The sequence below is a fragment of the Bacteriovorax sp. HI3 genome, from assembly GCF_059738875.1.
This window is the reverse complement of record NZ_AP026946.1, coordinates 303,937-317,895: the sequence shown is the minus strand read 5'-3', so window position 1 is coordinate 317,895 and position 13,959 is coordinate 303,937. Positions and strand designations below refer to the sequence as shown.

General features: G+C 40.5%; 16 protein-coding genes. 2 read left to right on the top strand and 14 right to left on the bottom strand.

Annotated elements, in window-relative coordinates:
* Positions 1-12: 12 nt before the first annotated feature.
* The 7 genes from AC6JA8_RS01480 to AC6JA8_RS01450 form a co-directional block, all read right to left on the bottom strand.
* Positions 13-1,641, bottom strand: coding sequence for an ABC transporter substrate-binding protein (locus AC6JA8_RS01480; protein ID WP_497975442.1), 1,629 nt, complete (start codon positions 1,639-1,641; stop codon positions 13-15).
* A gap of 59 nt (positions 1,642-1,700) precedes the next feature.
* Positions 1,701-2,390 carry a hypothetical protein gene (locus AC6JA8_RS01475; protein ID WP_133566673.1) on the bottom strand — a complete coding sequence of 230 codons (690 nt, stop codon included), beginning with the start codon at positions 2,388-2,390 and terminating at the stop codon, positions 1,701-1,703.
* A 69-nt stretch (positions 2,391-2,459) separates the two neighbouring features.
* Positions 2,460-2,972 (bottom strand): hypothetical protein, encoded by a 513-nt coding sequence (locus tag AC6JA8_RS01470; RefSeq protein WP_497975441.1) that lies wholly within the window; start codon positions 2,970-2,972, stop codon positions 2,460-2,462.
* Positions 2,956-3,369 (bottom strand): hypothetical protein, encoded by a 414-nt coding sequence (locus AC6JA8_RS01465; RefSeq protein ID WP_102242085.1) that lies wholly within the window; start codon positions 3,367-3,369, stop codon positions 2,956-2,958. The genes AC6JA8_RS01470 and AC6JA8_RS01465 overlap by 17 nt, the downstream gene beginning before the upstream one ends.
* 19 nt (positions 3,370-3,388) lie before the next feature.
* Positions 3,389-3,859, bottom strand: coding sequence for a hypothetical protein (locus tag AC6JA8_RS01460; RefSeq protein WP_497975440.1), 471 nt, complete (start codon positions 3,857-3,859; stop codon positions 3,389-3,391).
* A gap of 42 nt (positions 3,860-3,901) precedes the next feature.
* Entirely contained in the window at positions 3,902-4,714 is an 813-nt protein-coding gene (locus AC6JA8_RS01455; RefSeq protein WP_497975439.1) for a matrixin family metalloprotease, read from the bottom strand.
* An 82-nt stretch (positions 4,715-4,796) separates the two neighbouring features.
* Positions 4,797-5,138 carry a hypothetical protein gene (locus AC6JA8_RS01450; RefSeq protein WP_102242082.1) on the bottom strand — a complete coding sequence of 114 codons (342 nt, stop codon included), beginning with the start codon at positions 5,136-5,138 and terminating at the stop codon, positions 4,797-4,799.
* 284 nt (positions 5,139-5,422) lie between these two features.
* Between AC6JA8_RS01450 and AC6JA8_RS01445 the strand changes: the two genes are divergently transcribed.
* The gene (locus AC6JA8_RS01445) at positions 5,423-6,340 is read left to right on the top strand and encodes an alpha/beta hydrolase (protein ID WP_497975438.1); all 918 of its coding nucleotides are present in this window, start codon (positions 5,423-5,425) and stop codon (positions 6,338-6,340) included.
* Here the strand turns inward: AC6JA8_RS01445 and AC6JA8_RS01440 are convergent.
* From AC6JA8_RS01440 to AC6JA8_RS01420, 5 genes are all read right to left on the bottom strand, one after another.
* The gene (locus AC6JA8_RS01440) at positions 6,330-6,764 is read right to left on the bottom strand and encodes a hypothetical protein (protein WP_497975437.1); all 435 of its coding nucleotides are present in this window, start codon (positions 6,762-6,764) and stop codon (positions 6,330-6,332) included. The two genes, AC6JA8_RS01445 and AC6JA8_RS01440, sit on opposite strands and share 11 nt — an antisense overlap.
* 1 nt (position 6,765) lies before the next feature.
* Complete coding sequence (locus AC6JA8_RS01435) at positions 6,766-7,191, bottom strand: hypothetical protein (protein WP_497975436.1); 426 nt, start codon at positions 7,189-7,191, stop codon at positions 6,766-6,768.
* 253 nt (positions 7,192-7,444) lie between these two features.
* Positions 7,445-7,888, bottom strand: coding sequence for a hypothetical protein (locus tag AC6JA8_RS01430; RefSeq protein ID WP_497975435.1), 444 nt, complete (start codon positions 7,886-7,888; stop codon positions 7,445-7,447).
* A 185-nt stretch (positions 7,889-8,073) separates the two neighbouring features.
* Positions 8,074-9,717, bottom strand: coding sequence for a chaperonin GroEL (groL, locus tag AC6JA8_RS01425; protein ID WP_497975434.1), 1,644 nt, complete (start codon positions 9,715-9,717; stop codon positions 8,074-8,076).
* Between the two features lie 33 nt (positions 9,718-9,750).
* Positions 9,751-10,038 carry a co-chaperone GroES gene (locus AC6JA8_RS01420; protein WP_491633723.1) on the bottom strand — a complete coding sequence of 96 codons (288 nt, stop codon included), beginning with the start codon at positions 10,036-10,038 and terminating at the stop codon, positions 9,751-9,753.
* A gap of 170 nt (positions 10,039-10,208) precedes the next feature.
* Here AC6JA8_RS01420 and AC6JA8_RS01415 point away from each other — a divergent pair, with 170 nt between their 5' ends.
* Positions 10,209-10,619, top strand: a complete 411-nt coding sequence (locus AC6JA8_RS01415) for an OsmC family protein (RefSeq protein ID WP_497975433.1) — start codon at positions 10,209-10,211, stop codon at positions 10,617-10,619.
* Here AC6JA8_RS01415 and polA read toward each other — a convergent pair.
* Together polA and AC6JA8_RS01405 are read right to left on the bottom strand one after the other, a co-directional pair.
* Positions 10,611-13,271, bottom strand: coding sequence for a DNA polymerase I (polA, locus tag AC6JA8_RS01410; RefSeq protein ID WP_497975432.1), 2,661 nt, complete (start codon positions 13,269-13,271; stop codon positions 10,611-10,613). The genes AC6JA8_RS01415 and polA overlap by 9 nt on opposite strands.
* Before the next feature lie 30 nt (positions 13,272-13,301).
* On the bottom strand, positions 13,302-13,805 hold the full coding sequence (locus AC6JA8_RS01405; protein ID WP_497975431.1) for an RDD family protein: 504 nt from the start codon (positions 13,803-13,805) through the stop codon (positions 13,302-13,304).
* Positions 13,806-13,959 lie beyond the last annotated feature (154 nt).

Below are 13,959 nucleotides of genomic sequence, written 5' to 3'. Positions count from 1 at the left end.
AAAAACCTCTAGTTATTTAGCAATCCACCAGTAATCAGAACCGATCGAGTAAGTGTATGTATCTTTTTCTTTACCGATACGATCTGTGTGAGCGTAGAACTTAAATTTTCCGTTAAACAGGAAGATATAAGGAACGTCTGCTGCGATTGTTCTGTAAACTTCGCGAAGTTTTTTAACTCTTGTCGCTTTATCCATAATTAGACGAGACTCATCAATAAGCTTGTCTACTTTTGGATTGTTGTATTGAACAAAGTTTGATCCAGCGTTCGCAATAGATTCTGAGTGCCAGATTTGTTTTGGATCCCAATCAAGGTCTCCACCACCCCATGCTAGACGAACAGCTTCGAACTTTCTTTCATCAAGAAGTTTAATGAAGGCGTTCCACTCAACAACTTTTACCTGAACATCAACACCAACTTTCTTAGCATCTTCCTGGAATGTCGTCAGGAATTTTACGAAGTCTGGAAGTGGTTCAAGGATTGTGAATGAAAGCTTAACTTTTTTTCCATCGATCATCTTATCAAGGATTCTATCCCCGTCTGTATCTTTCCATCCGTCTTCAGTTAACTTCTTAAGAGCTAGCTTTGGATCGAATTCAAGAGCTTTAACAGTTGGATCAGCATAGTCCGATTGTTGGTATAGAGGTCCAGTTGCTGGAAGAGAGAAGTTGAAAAGAAGTTTTTCAATCATCTTCTTTCTGTCAAACAGGTGAACCATTGCTTCTCTTGTCTTAACAGACTTGAACATTGGGTTTGTCAGGTTGAATCCTACGAAAGCGTAACCTGAGACTTGTTTGTTTTGAGTCTTAATCTTATGAACAGACTTACCCCATTTAGGGCCGTTTGTTTTTTGAGCGTATTCTTCTGGTTGAAGAGCTAGGTAATCGATGTCTCCGTTCTCAATTGATCTGATAGAGATCGTTGAGTCCTGGATAAATCTCATTGTGATCGTCTGGAAATTGTGGATTCCTTTTAGTGACGGTTCACTTCTTCCCCACCAGTTAGGGTTAGATGTAAGCACGATTCTCTTAGCACGGTCGAATTCCTTAAGCATGTAAGGACCAGTTCCCACTAGAGTTTTGTTCAGGATCTTTTCCTGCTCTTTGCTTGGGTTCTTGTATAAGTGCATTGGAACAACTGTTAAACCAGCAGCAACTGTGAAGTTGTTGAAGTATGGAGTTCCTACTGTGAACTTGATTTTGTTTGGAGCTACGATTTCAACAGATTTGATGTTTTCGTAGTAAGGCTTTAAGTGAGCTGTTTTGTAAGTGTCTTTTGGATCCATGATCGCATCAAAAGAAAACTTAACATCTTCAACTGTAAGTGGTTTTCCATCGTGCCACTTAACTCCGTCTCTTAGTGTGAACTCAAAAGTCTTTCCGTCTTTTGAAATTGTCCACGACTTAGCAAGAGCTGGTTCCCACTCTCTTGTGTCTGGGTTTCTTGTTAATAAACCTTCCATGATCATCGATTGAACTTCACTTGCGTAAGCATCAGATGATGACAGAGCATTTAAAGTTGTAGGCGCTTGACCTAGGTTGATTTTAAACTCTCCACCGAATGGAGCTTTTGCATTTCCGACAGCGAAGGCAGTGTTCATCACGCCAAGCGCCAATGATAGAGCAATCACACACTTTTTCATTGTATTTCCACCTTTTTAAAAAATTAATACAGCTTAGAATAGAAGTGTGCAGAGTTCAATTATTTTTTGAAATAGAGATTAGAGTCCAGAGACCATCTGTCGAGTGTAAGATTCTCATCTTTGATCTTATACTGCTCAAGCTTTTGGTCAATTTCATCCAAGCGGCGTTCTAAATCTTTATAAGACCTTAGCGAGTACGTTCTATCTTCATCCAGGGCATGGAGTTCTTTCTGCCACTCTTGTTCCAACTTGTCGCGCAACGTCTGGTAACGCGCATTGATGGTATTGATCCTCTCAACATGGCTTTGGATCTCTTTATTCTTCATCTCCATTTGGCCTTTAACTGCCATGCGTTTTTTAATAAGTATACCTACCACTTCACGGCCCATCTTGACGTTGTTCTGCAGGTCCTCACTAAAAAACTTAAAGTAGGCCCCGGCCGTAAAATAGAGATTCTTTTCACAGAACTTCATGTCCGGTATTTTTAAAAGAATATAATCAGCAGTTCTCCCCATGACATAAGCTTTGCACTTAAGAGTGGAGTTCTTCTCATCCCAGAATTCAATTTTATCTTTGACGTTGATGTACTTAACGTTGTCGAAATCGACTTTTACTCTGACGACAGAAATATCGCGGCTGATTTTAGAAATGCGCCCGGAGAAAATCCCCTCTTCAGAAAGCTGAGCGCTCACTGTACTAGCAGTAAACAAGAGCCCCAAAAAAGGAATAAATGAACGCAATAATCTCATTCTTCCATTATCCAAAGCTATTGGATTTTCGTCCAGATGAGGAAGATTATACTTGAGTGGATTGATTAACTATCTAAGCTTTAAAAGGAAATAGTTTGATTGATCTTCTGCCTGGTAAAGCAGAACTTCAAACTGCCCAAGAGTGGCCATGACGTCTTTTAACTCTTGCGAGTCTTTAAGAACAACCAGGCTGCTTTTGTTTTTAAGTCCTTTAAGAACTTCGCGGTCGCGTTTTAGGTCATCGCTAAAAACGATGTTAGTTTTTTCATTGAGTTTTTTTGCCGTCTTTAAACCTTTTGTTGCCAAAAGATTTGTCGAAAACTCGTCCATCTTTCCTGTTGAGAAATAAGAAAGGTCCTGAGAGTTCTCTGGCATATGGTTCAGTACTTCATTCCAGAACAATGCAGTCGAATCTTTTCTCTCCCCTGATGGAGCTTCTGTACTCTTCACACTTCTTGAATTCTTCACGCCAGAAAGCGCCTCATATCTTCCTGCCGGAATAGCTTTTCTTGTTTGCGAAGAAAGTGCAAACGGGATAGCGAGTACGAAAAAAAATGCGGCGATATTAATTGTCTGTTTCATGTTCTGCTTGTTCTTTAATAAGTCCCATCTCAACGTCAATATACAGATTCAGAGTTTCGAAATGCTTTTCCAGCTCTCGCACATAAGCATGCACTTTATCTTCTACTCGATTAGGCATGTCCTGTGTGTGATTAAGATACCAGCGCATTTCATCGACCTTGCTGTAAAACAGATCGAGTCCTACGAGCACTTCCTCTCCACAAAGCATTAGTTCTTTAATGCTTGTCGAATCGTAACGATTATTAAAAACCGCCGGGAAATGATCTCTGGTTCTTTTTAGTGAAAACTCGTACATGTATTCTGGCGACCTGAACTTGATTCTCTCAAACAGTCTTTTGGCATCAAGCTTTAGAAGCATGAGCATACGTTGCGTTTCTTCACTAATTTTTACTTTCATAGTGTTTCTATTTTACGACTTAATTTGAATTAGTCATAGAAGGCAATTTTGCTCTACGCCCGCCTGGCCATTCAACAGGAGCATTGCGGTCTTTGTAAAATTCTACGGCAACCGTCATCGCTACTTGTTTTACGTTCAGTGGAAGTTGAAAATACCTGTAGACATTTTTGTTTTCAAACTTCATCGCGTTCTCAACCTCTGAAAACGAACTGATATCATAAACCATAAGCTTACCAGAGGCCATAGCACTATCAAGAAAATTTTTTCTAGCATCGTTAAATGCAAACGCAGAAGAAAAATCATTTCTCACAACAATCACATGATGTTTTTTATTCTTATCAATGTTTTTTAAGTCGTGAGATTCGATGGGAAGTAAACTTATATTAATCTTCCCTAGTACTTCTGCTAATACATAATACGTATGATCTAGCTCGGTTTTAGTTTGAAGGTAAAAAATGTAATTAATGTGGGTTTGGTTTTCTGCACTCATGCTCTCCTATTCGGAGAAACTCAGCAAAAAATTACTTTTTTTTTAATACCTGATCAAAACCTTTTGTCTTCTATTTTTCTCGATTTTCCCAATGAAAGCGATCAACATCATACCCATAATTAGGGACCCTAAGAAGTTTGCCATTGCTCCACCTGAACCACCTGAATTTTTTGAAATATCTTCAATTGTTCCACAGGCTGCCACTTTCTTTTCTTGTGTTGAAAGAGGTGAAACATAACCAGTCGATTGCCTTTTTAGTGTTTCATCAACTACCGCATTCACTCCCTGGATATCATCTGACTGAAGAGTTGTCGCAGATCCAAGGCTTGCCGCCATGACTGCACCAGAGTCTTCCGAGTGATCAAGTCCAAGAGTATGTCCAACTTCATGAAGGATTGTTGTCTTTAAAGTGTTGCCCCAGTTCTGGCGAAGGTAGCTGATACCTCCGTTTAGAATGATAACTGTCTGCTCGAAATATGTTCCTCTGTTGTAGCGGATAGTGATTGCCAGAGTTCTTGAAGGGTCATACCCCGTCTCAGCTCCGAAGTTATCCGACCAACGGATATAACTTCCTGAATAGCTCGTAGAGTTTTGAACAGCACTCAACTCCCAAATATCTTTTCCGATCACTGATTCCCATTCGGCTACGGCCTGGTTGGCCAGAGTTTCAAGGTTTTGAGCATCGGCAGAAGCTGCGAATTTTGCCATCTTTATTGGAAAAGCACGCCAGTAAAACCCATTCTTAAAATCAGAAGTGAATGTATAGGCTTGTGCGTTTGAACTTAATCCCAGAAACAAGAAAATGGCCATTAGCGAGAGGGGGATACTAATGGCCAATTTTTTTGTGTGCTTCATTTTACTTCCTTGTAAAAATTATCACTTCGTAACTACCTTCCATCCGTGGAAAGCATTAAGAAACTTTATATCTATCTAATAACTATAATTTTGAAAAAAGAGTCGCCGAACATAACCAGACATCATTGGATTCAAGAGTGTAAATCTCACCGCTCTTGAACTTCACAGGTCCATCTTTGACGACCTGGATTTTCTTTGAAAGGACTTTTTCACCTTTCAATGTCTGAATAATCTGGAAATCAACTTCGACTTTAGGGAATGCAGCCTGGGATTCAACATCCTCTACATTCGTGACTGTAGCAATATACTTTTCGGGACAAGATAGGTTAAAAGCCGACGTTGCTAATGCGTTTTCCACGCCAAAAGATCCAGCTAAACCGACAAGTGTAACAGCGACCTTTCCTAGTCTTAATAATTGCTTCATCCTAAAGCTCCCTACTTAAATATTCTTCCTTGAGGTTCCAAATCCTTGGTGGAAATCTTCCATGATCTCCTACTTTTTACTATTGCAGGCTGTATGCCAAAAGAAAGTAATTTATAACATCTTGATAGCCTAAAACCCCCTCAATTAATCAGTGACGAAAAGGCCCTAAACTGACTGATTAGGTGTCAAAAGAAAATGTCAGACTTCAAAATTTTGACCTCATTACCTTTTTACAGAGGGAGAAAGCACTAAAGTAAACTTTTTGAAAGTCCGACTAAAGTCACATGAAAACATCAATTAAGACTTTAATAGTTGCTCTTTTTTGTACACTATCACTCTCTGCCAAGGCGGAAGACCCGGGTTCAGTCGGTCTTTATACCAGTAGCGTTTTTGCCCTGAGGCCTGTTAACAAAATAAGTGAAATCCTAAACACTTTTCACGAAGAAACTCCAGATAAGAACATTGTTCTTTATATTCATGGCCGTGGAAGACATGTAGATGAAGAATGGCAGATGATTTCGAATCTAGAAAAAGTTCACAACGTACGAGTTGTAATGTTTCACTGGCCATCGTGGTCTTCTCTACTGACTCGCCCGGTGGAAAATGCCAAAGCTTCGGCCAAAGATCTTTCAGTGGTTCTTCATGGAATCAAAACATATAAAGAAGAACACCCTGAAGTTTTCGAACGAAAGAAAATAACTTTACTCACTCACAGCATGGGTCATATCGTCTTGCGCGAATACACTGAAAAGCTTTACGCTCGCGATCTCAATGAAGTTTATGGAAAACCACTTTTTGATAACTACATTTCCGCTGCTGCAGATATCGGTCTTACAGACCACAAAGCATGGCTTTCTAAAATAGACTTTGCCGGACACAGACATGTTTTAATGAACAACCGCGACCTGATGCTTATTATGTCTTATCTTCTAGACTTAAAAGCAAAACAGCCGCTTCTTTATAAATTGGGATTGGGATTTGGAAAAATTCCTTCTAAAAGACGTGCTGAATTCCAGGACCCGGAAGCTATTTATATCGACCTTTCAAAGTCGCTACAGACAGACCACAGGTACTTTGAATCTAATAAACCGATTATGAAGAAACTCTTCACGCCCATGTTAAATGGCGAAGTCTTTGCTCCCAAAGATTTAACAAAGGCGCGCGTGAAGGAAGAAGACAATATCTTCTACGTTATTGATTAGCTCTTCTGTAGGTTGCTTTCGTGTTAGTTAAAACACCATTAGAAGCATTGTAGATCGTCGACTTTTCCATTAGATCACCAGTTGCTGTCTGTGAGTATTTATTCACGGCCCTCACTGGTAAAAAGATCGAAGGAATGCCTGGGTCTTTTTTATATTGAACCTTAACTTCCAGGACTAGCTCCTCGCCAGCAAAAGCTCCGCGCCCCATAGCACGAACTTCCTGATCATCTTGAACCACAGTAAATTGGTTATCTAAAAGTAAAGTGTGAGTCAGCGGTCTTGAAAGAACTGAGACTTCTTCGCAGCCTTTTTGAGAAAGAATAATACTCTCCCCATTTTTATCAATGTAAGAGCCAGTTAAATCAGGACAAGCAAAAGCATTTACTGACAATAGGCCAGCTGCAATCAGAATCAATGTTTTCATTTTATTTTACTCTTCTAAAAGTTACGTAGTCTGTTCCCAGTTCCGATCCATCTTCCTTGAAAGGGCGGATCTTTTCAACCAGGTTATTAAACTTATCAATTCGGTAGGAAGTAATCCAACGAACAGGAAGGTCAAACTCATTGCTCCCACCCCAGTCCATACGGATGTCGATGATCAGGTCATCTTTAGTAAAAGAAACTCTCGCATACGCCGTCATCTTGCCGTCTGTCTCCAGAACTCTTTCAACGTTGTCTGCTAGTAATGTGGTGGTACTTTCTTCATCTGACCAGGTAGTGCTTTCGCATGCTACTTGAGTGATTGTCTTTACGAGATCTTCATCACTGTCATAGAAAGAACCAGTGATATTAGGACATGCAAGGGCGCTTGCGGAAAAGGCAAGCGCCGCCACTGCAGTTAAAAACTTCATTATTGATTGACCTTCAGGCGCATCTCTTCACGGAATGCAGTTAACTGCATTGAAGAAATTTCAACGAGGCATAGAACGATCAGAACACAAAGTCCTGCGCTTAAAATAGCTTCCATAATCATCTCCTTGACTAATTGCACGCAAATCCTTCACGCACACCCATAATAGATTATAGGGCTATTTAAACATTCAAGTCATGATTGTGACAAATTATTTGGGCCCCGAAGGGCCTATTGTAAGATAAAGATAAAATTTAGATTCTTTGGTGCAAAGAAGTCATTGAAGCTAGGACGCCACCTGTCGAATTAAAAATTGTTGTGGTCAAAACGACATTGCCACGAGCGTCTTTCACATAGACCTCTAAAATTTTTACAGGGATAGCTGTTGGCGGCACCTCTGGAGGTAAAGGTTTTTTGTATTCGATGCGATGATTAAGAGTCAAGTTTACGCCGATAAAAGCGGCCGCAGTAAAAACCCTGACATCTTCGTTTTCTTCGCTCAGTCTAAATTGGCCATCAGTGATAATCGTATCCGATCCATCTGAACCAGTAACCGTCACACTCGCACAGGCCGATTGAGAGACTGTATAAATCTCGTTTTGTTCGTTTTTATACCTTCCAGTGAAGTCAGTGCATGCAAAGGCTGCAGAAGAAAAAAATGTAAAGAGAGACAAACAAAGGGCCAGTACAACTTTCATAAATCCTCCTTAAAATTTAGTGCTTGGAAGATTAGGCATGAGGAAATTGTGAGTGTAAATGGAGGCCAATTGAATTAAGGAAAAAATGAGAATCAGCGACGTGGGATGTTTAATGCTGGAAATAAAAAAGGGAGTCCGAAGACTCCCTTAATTGGTTTGCAATTGAGATTGATGTAATTAGTTAATTACATCATGCCGCCCATTCCACCCATGCCGCCCATTCCGCCTGGCATTCCAGCAGGAGCGTCAGTTTTTGGAAGGTCAGCAATCATTGTTTCAGTTGTCAGCATTAGACCAGCAACTGAAGCTGCGTTTTGAAGAGCTGAACGAACAACTTTAGTTGGGTCGATAATTCCGGCTGCAACTAGGTTTTCGTATTTTTCATCGCGAGCGTTGAAACCGAAAGCTTTATCTTTGTTAGCTTTAACTTCGTTAACAACAACTGATCCTTCAAGACCTGCGTTTGTAGCAATTTGTCTTAGAGGTTCTTCAAGAGCGCGCTTAACGATTCTGATACCGAAGTTTTCTTCTTCGTTGCGGCCTTTAAGGTCGTTTAGAACAGTTGAAGCATGTAGAAGAGCTGATCCACCACCAACAACGATACCTTCTTCAACAGCGGCACGTGTAGCGTGTAGAGCGTCTTCATATCTGTCTTTCTTTTCTTTCATTTCTGCTTCTGAAGGAGCACCAACTTTAATAACAGCAACACCGCCGTCGATTTTTGCTAGTCTTTCTTTCAGTTTTTCTTTGTCGTAGTCAGAAGTTGTTTCTGCGATTTGAGCTTTAATAGCTGCAACACGGTTTTGAACTTCTGCTTTGTTTCCATTTCCATCAACGATTGTTGTGTTTTCTTTGTCGATTGTAATGCGTTTTGCTGAACCAAGAACGTCTACACCTGAAGTTTCAAGTGACATTCCAAGCTCTTCAGAAACCACTGTTCCACCTGTAAGTGTCGCGATGTCTTTTAGCATTTCTTTTCTTCTGTCACCGAAACCTGGAGCTTTTACAGCTGCAACCTGAAGTGTTCCGCGAAGCTTGTTAACAACAAGAGTTGTTAGAGCTTCACCGTCGATATCTTCAGCGATGATAAGAAGTTGTCTTCCTGATTGAACTGTTTTCTCAAGAAGAGGAAGAAGTTCTTTCATTGAAGAGATTTTTTTATCAGTGATTAGGATGTTGCAGTTATCGAAAGCAACTTCCATTTTTTCTGGATTGTTTACGAAGTATGGAGAAAGGTATCCACGGTCAAACTGCATCCCTTTTACTACGTTAAGTTCTGTTTCAGCAGTTTTTGATTCTTCAATCGTGATAACACCGTTGTTTCCTACTGTAGACATAGCTTCAGCAAGTTTTTTACCGATATCGTGATCGTTGTTTCCAGAGATCGTTCCAACTTGAGCGATTTCTTCAGATGTCTTGATTGGTTTAGACATAGTTTTAAGTTCAGCAATAACCTTTGATACTGCAAGATCGATCCCGCGCTTAAGGTCCATTGGGTTGTGACCAGCTGAAACTAGTTTTACACCTTCTTTGTAGATTGCTTGAGCAAGTACAGTTGCAGTTGTTGTACCGTCTCCAGCATCTTCGTTTGTTTTTTGCGCAACTTCTTTAACCATTTGCGCGCCCATATTTTCGAAGTTGTTTTCAAGTTCGATTTCTTTCGCTACAGACACACCGTCTTTTGTGATGTGAGGAGCACCGAAAGATTTTTGGATAACAACGTTACGACCTTTTGGTCCTAGAGTTACTTTTACAGCGTTTGCCAGAGCGTTTACACCGTTAAGAATCAGAGTTCTTGCGTCTTCTGAATATTTTAATTCCTTAGCCATATATTTCTCCTAAATGGTTTTTTACTTTAAAAATTATTGAAGGATTCCAAGAATCTCTTCTTCTTTCATGATCAGAACTTCTTTCCCATCAACTTTTACTGATGTTCCAGAGTATTTTCCAAAAAGAACTGTATCACCAACTTTAACGTCAAGGTTGCGAACACTTCCGTCAGTTAGTCTATAGCCAGTTCCAACAGCAACGATTTTACCTTGAGAAGGTTTCTCAGTGTGGTTGTCCGGAATAATGATTCCACCAGCTGTTTTTGTTTCTTCGTCTAAGCGTTGAACGACAACGCGGTCTTGTAACGGCTTTAATTGCATAAGTCCTCCTAATAATTTGAACTCTAACAATGTGGTATCAGACCCAATGAGTGTCAAGGTTAGACCCTAAAAATTATTTTTCCAGTGACGGCAAAGGGTGTCATTTTTGCTTTTTACCGGGGACTGGAGCATTATTTCCGGCATAGGTTTTTTTACTTAAGGAGACAAATATGGTCACAATGACTGGGATTTATGAAGGAGATAAGCACTGCACGCTAACCCACGGTCCTTCTAGCACCCAAATCCATACTGACGCACCCAAGGACAATAATGGTCGCGGCGAAGCCTTTTCCCCTACAGACTTAATGGGTGCTGCATTGGGGAGCTGTATTCTAACAACAATGGCCATTTACGCTGAAAAAAATGGAATTGATATTAAGGGGGCGAGTTTTCAAGTCACAAAAAAAATGAAGCTCTCACCTAGGATGATTGCTGAATTAGAAGTGGCCATTACCCTACCGGCCCACTTAACGGCCGAACAAAGACCGACGCTGGAGGAGATTGCGCATACGTGTCCTGTAACCAGAAGCTTAAACTCAGAAGTTAAGATTCCGGTCACATTCACTTATCAATCACTTTAAATCGTACCAGTTGATTCCTACACCCATATCAACTTTAAGTGGTACGCGAAGATCGACAACATTTTCCATCCCTTCGCGTACCAGCTCCTTCATCAGGTTTAATTCATCTTCTTCAACTTCAAAAATAAGTTCATCGTGCACCTGAAGAAGCATTCTTGATTTCAGGTTTTTCGCCGTCATTTCCTGATCGATTTTAATCATCGCCAGCTTAATGATATCGGCAGCTGTTCCCTGAATCGGGCTGTTGATGGCCATTCTTTCGGCCTGGGCCTTAATCGTTCTGTTTTGCGAGTGGATATCAGGTAGAAGACGTTTTCTTCCGTGTAGTGTCTCCGCGTATCCCGTCTGCTCTGCCTTGTCTTTTAAAGTATCAAGGAAAGTTTTAATCGAGCTAAAACGAGTGAAGTATTTATCAATGTATTGCTTAGCTTCTGTGCGGGAAATTTTTAAAGTTGCAGCCAGACCAAAAGAAGACTGACCGTACATTAAACCGAAGTTGACTGTCTTTGCCATCGAGCGGTCATTCTTAGTCACTTGAGTAATAGGAATATCTAAAACTTCAGACGCTGTCTGAGCGTGAATATCCAAATTATCCTGGAACGATTTTAACATCGTCGGGTCTTCTGAAAAATGAGCAAGAAGACGAAGTTCGACCTGAGAATAATCGGCAGAAAGCAAGATCTTTCCTGGTTTAGCAATAAAGGCCTTTCTTACTTTCTCACCCATCGGACTTCTCACCGGAATGTTCTGTAAGTTAGGATTCGTCGATGAAAGACGCCCCGTCTGCGCGACTGTCATATTGAAATTTGTATGGATGCGTTTTGTCTGTGGGTTAACCAGCTCTGGAAGGGCCTTAACATAAGTTGAAAGGATTTTTCCATACTCGCGGAAAGTTAAAAGAAGACCTGGAACTTCACTAATGTTCATTCCATCAAGTTCTTCTAGCACTTCAGCGTCTGTAGAATAACCTGTTTTGGTTTTCTTCACCGGTGGAAGGTTCAGCTTTTCAAAAAGAAGAACTCCTACTTGTTTTGGAGAATTTAAATTGATCTCCCCTCCGGCCAGTTTAAAGATTTCGTCTTCAACTTTTTTAATTTCAGTTGAAAGCTCAACTTCAAACTCGCGCAGGTAATTTGTGTTAAGAGAGATTCCCTCTTTCTCCATTTTTCCCAGTACTGAAAGAATGTTGAGATCGATCTTATTGAAAATATCCATCAATTTCAGGTCACTTAATTTTTGCTTAAAGATTCTCGCTAAAACAAAAATTGCGTAAGCGCGATCTCCATTGGCCTGATGTTCATCAGGGCCAGCTTCCATATCCAGGTATTCCTTCATGATGACATCAAGGTCATGGCGAAGTCCTGCATTGATATTAAAATGGGCCAGTGTCACGTCAAAACGTTTCGCTTCAAACCCCCATCCGTTAATAACCGAATGGACGTAATCGCGTTTTAAGTTGTCAGAAATCACTTCCAGGTCTTTGTTGTTCCAAAGGGCCTTAAGGACACCTTCAACCAGATTTTGGTCAGCTGAATAAGTATGTGTTTCATTGAATGAAAAATATGTGCGTGAGATTTTTCTCGCATAGATATCATCGCTGTCAAACAAGTTATAAACAGCAACACTTTCTGCTTGTTTTGCTTGAGTCAGGATTTCATCGAAGTTATTTTCATCTAGGTCAACGACAGTAACTGATGCGCCTTTTGTTTGATTAAAAAGTGAACTTTCAATCGGGCCATCATCAGTTGTTCCACCTGTACTCTTATCTGTTTCACGTGCCAGGTGATGCTGAAATCTCATTTCCTGAAGTTTAACCAGGATTGATTTGAATCCCAGGTCTTTTAAGAAATCAGAAAGCTCGTTTGTTGGATAAAAACTCACCGCTGTTTCTTCAGGAGTGTGACCTAAATCTACATCTGTTACGATTTGAACTAGTTTTTTTGAAAGAAGGCCGGCCTCAAGGTGATCCGTGAAAGCTTCAATCACTTTCTTTCCTTTCAATTGGTCGCGGTTAGCGATGATATTTTCCAGCGTGCCGTACTCTTTTAAAAGTTTAGCCGCACCAACCGCACCAATCCCTTTCATTCCAGGAATGTTATCTGACGTATCCCCGACAATTGAAAGGTAATCGACGATTTGTTCCGGGCGAACACCCATTTTTTCTTCAACATCATCAGGCGAGTAAAGTTTGTCTTTCATCGTATCGAGAAGTTTTACGTTCCCGCCTACAAATTGCATTAAATCTTTATCCCCTGATGCGATAAAGATCTCATCAAACTGATCTTTCCACTGAACCGCTGCCGAACCAATGATGTCATCGGCTTCGAAGTTCTCATGACTGAAGGCCGGAAGATTCATTTTTTTACATAGCTCTTCGATTAAAGCAAACTGCGGAATCAATTCCTCAGGTGGCTCAGACCTATTGGCCTTATAACCTTCAAAAAGTTCATTTCTAAACGATCCGCCCTTGGTATCACGGGCAAGAAAAACGTGTGTCGGTCTGTGATCAGAAAGAAGCTTTAAAAGCATCGTGAACATTCCGTACACCGCATTTGTCGGCACGCCTTCCGGTGAGTGCATCGGACGAATAGCAAAAAAAGCACGGAAAATAAAATTTGAGACGTCGACGATGATCAAACGTTTTTTCGACATAAATTAATCCTGAATGATTGAGCTAAAAAACTAGATAGAACCAGTTGTATTCGATGTGAACCAACTTGTCTTTCGATTTTTGACTCCAGCAAAATTATCGTCGTTGGCCATGACAGAAGTGTCTGCCATTACGTCGCCGAGACGATGTCCCGAGTCGAGATTGTAAAGGAGATAAAGTTCAAAACCAATAAGCACAACCGCAAGAATCGCTCCTAAAATCCAGCCGATAACCGGAAGCAAAAGAGCGACTAAAAGTGGCAACGTAAAAGGCAAATTTCTAATCACTGATTGTTTGTATGAACAAGGAGAACCATCTTCCAAAGATTTTACGGCAAATCCCATAAACTTCTTTCCAGCTGACTGTCCATTACTCATACCGTCACACAGCGACATGTAGATAATTCCCAGAACAACACCCAATGGAAAAAACCAAATAGAAAAACAGGCCACGATAAACAGGTCGATGGCCTTGGCTATGAGACGAGTTAATTTGGCGACTCTTATCGCTTTTTCCAATAGATATTTTCTATCCATAAATCAATCTTAGTGACACACCCAAGAAAAAGCAAAGAAAAACCCTTGTTTACGCCTAAGAGTTACAAGAGCGAAACCAGGGTGTATGCGAGGCATGATATTTTTTCATTTTCACCACCTTACGACTTAATGTAGAATGAATCTTACAACAAAA

What these genes read in the sequence shown, in the direction of transcription:
- AC6JA8_RS01480 (WP_497975442.1), bottom strand. Translation starts at nt 1,641, where the DNA reads ATGAAAAAGTGTGTGATTGCTCTATCATTGGCGCTTGGCGTGATGAAC.
- AC6JA8_RS01475 (WP_133566673.1), bottom strand. Translation starts at nt 2,390, where the DNA reads ATGAGATTATTGCGTTCATTTATTCCTTTTTTGGGGCTCTTGTTTACT.
- AC6JA8_RS01470 (WP_497975441.1), bottom strand. Translation starts at nt 2,972, where the DNA reads ATGAAACAGACAATTAATATCGCCGCATTTTTTTTCGTACTCGCTATC.
- AC6JA8_RS01465 (WP_102242085.1), bottom strand. Translation starts at nt 3,369, where the DNA reads ATGAAAGTAAAAATTAGTGAAGAAACGCAACGTATGCTCATGCTTCTA.
- AC6JA8_RS01460 (WP_497975440.1), bottom strand. Translation starts at nt 3,859, where the DNA reads ATGAGTGCAGAAAACCAAACCCACATTAATTACATTTTTTACCTTCAA.
- AC6JA8_RS01455 (WP_497975439.1), bottom strand. Translation starts at nt 4,714, where the DNA reads ATGAAGCACACAAAAAAATTGGCCATTAGTATCCCCCTCTCGCTAATG.
- AC6JA8_RS01450 (WP_102242082.1), bottom strand. Translation starts at nt 5,138, where the DNA reads ATGAAGCAATTATTAAGACTAGGAAAGGTCGCTGTTACACTTGTCGGT.
- AC6JA8_RS01445 (WP_497975438.1), top strand. Translation starts at nt 5,423, where the DNA reads ATGAAAACATCAATTAAGACTTTAATAGTTGCTCTTTTTTGTACACTA.
- AC6JA8_RS01440 (WP_497975437.1), bottom strand. Translation starts at nt 6,764, where the DNA reads ATGAAAACATTGATTCTGATTGCAGCTGGCCTATTGTCAGTAAATGCT.
- AC6JA8_RS01435 (WP_497975436.1), bottom strand. Translation starts at nt 7,191, where the DNA reads ATGAAGTTTTTAACTGCAGTGGCGGCGCTTGCCTTTTCCGCAAGCGCC.
- AC6JA8_RS01430 (WP_497975435.1), bottom strand. Translation starts at nt 7,888, where the DNA reads ATGAAAGTTGTACTGGCCCTTTGTTTGTCTCTCTTTACATTTTTTTCT.
- groL (WP_497975434.1), bottom strand. Translation starts at nt 9,717, where the DNA reads ATGGCTAAGGAATTAAAATATTCAGAAGACGCAAGAACTCTGATTCTT.
- AC6JA8_RS01420 (WP_491633723.1), bottom strand. Translation starts at nt 10,038, where the DNA reads ATGCAATTAAAGCCGTTACAAGACCGCGTTGTCGTTCAACGCTTAGAC.
- AC6JA8_RS01415 (WP_497975433.1), top strand. Translation starts at nt 10,209, where the DNA reads ATGGTCACAATGACTGGGATTTATGAAGGAGATAAGCACTGCACGCTA.
- polA (WP_497975432.1), bottom strand. Translation starts at nt 13,271, where the DNA reads ATGTCGAAAAAACGTTTGATCATCGTCGACGTCTCAAATTTTATTTTC.
- AC6JA8_RS01405 (WP_497975431.1), bottom strand. Translation starts at nt 13,805, where the DNA reads ATGGATAGAAAATATCTATTGGAAAAAGCGATAAGAGTCGCCAAATTA.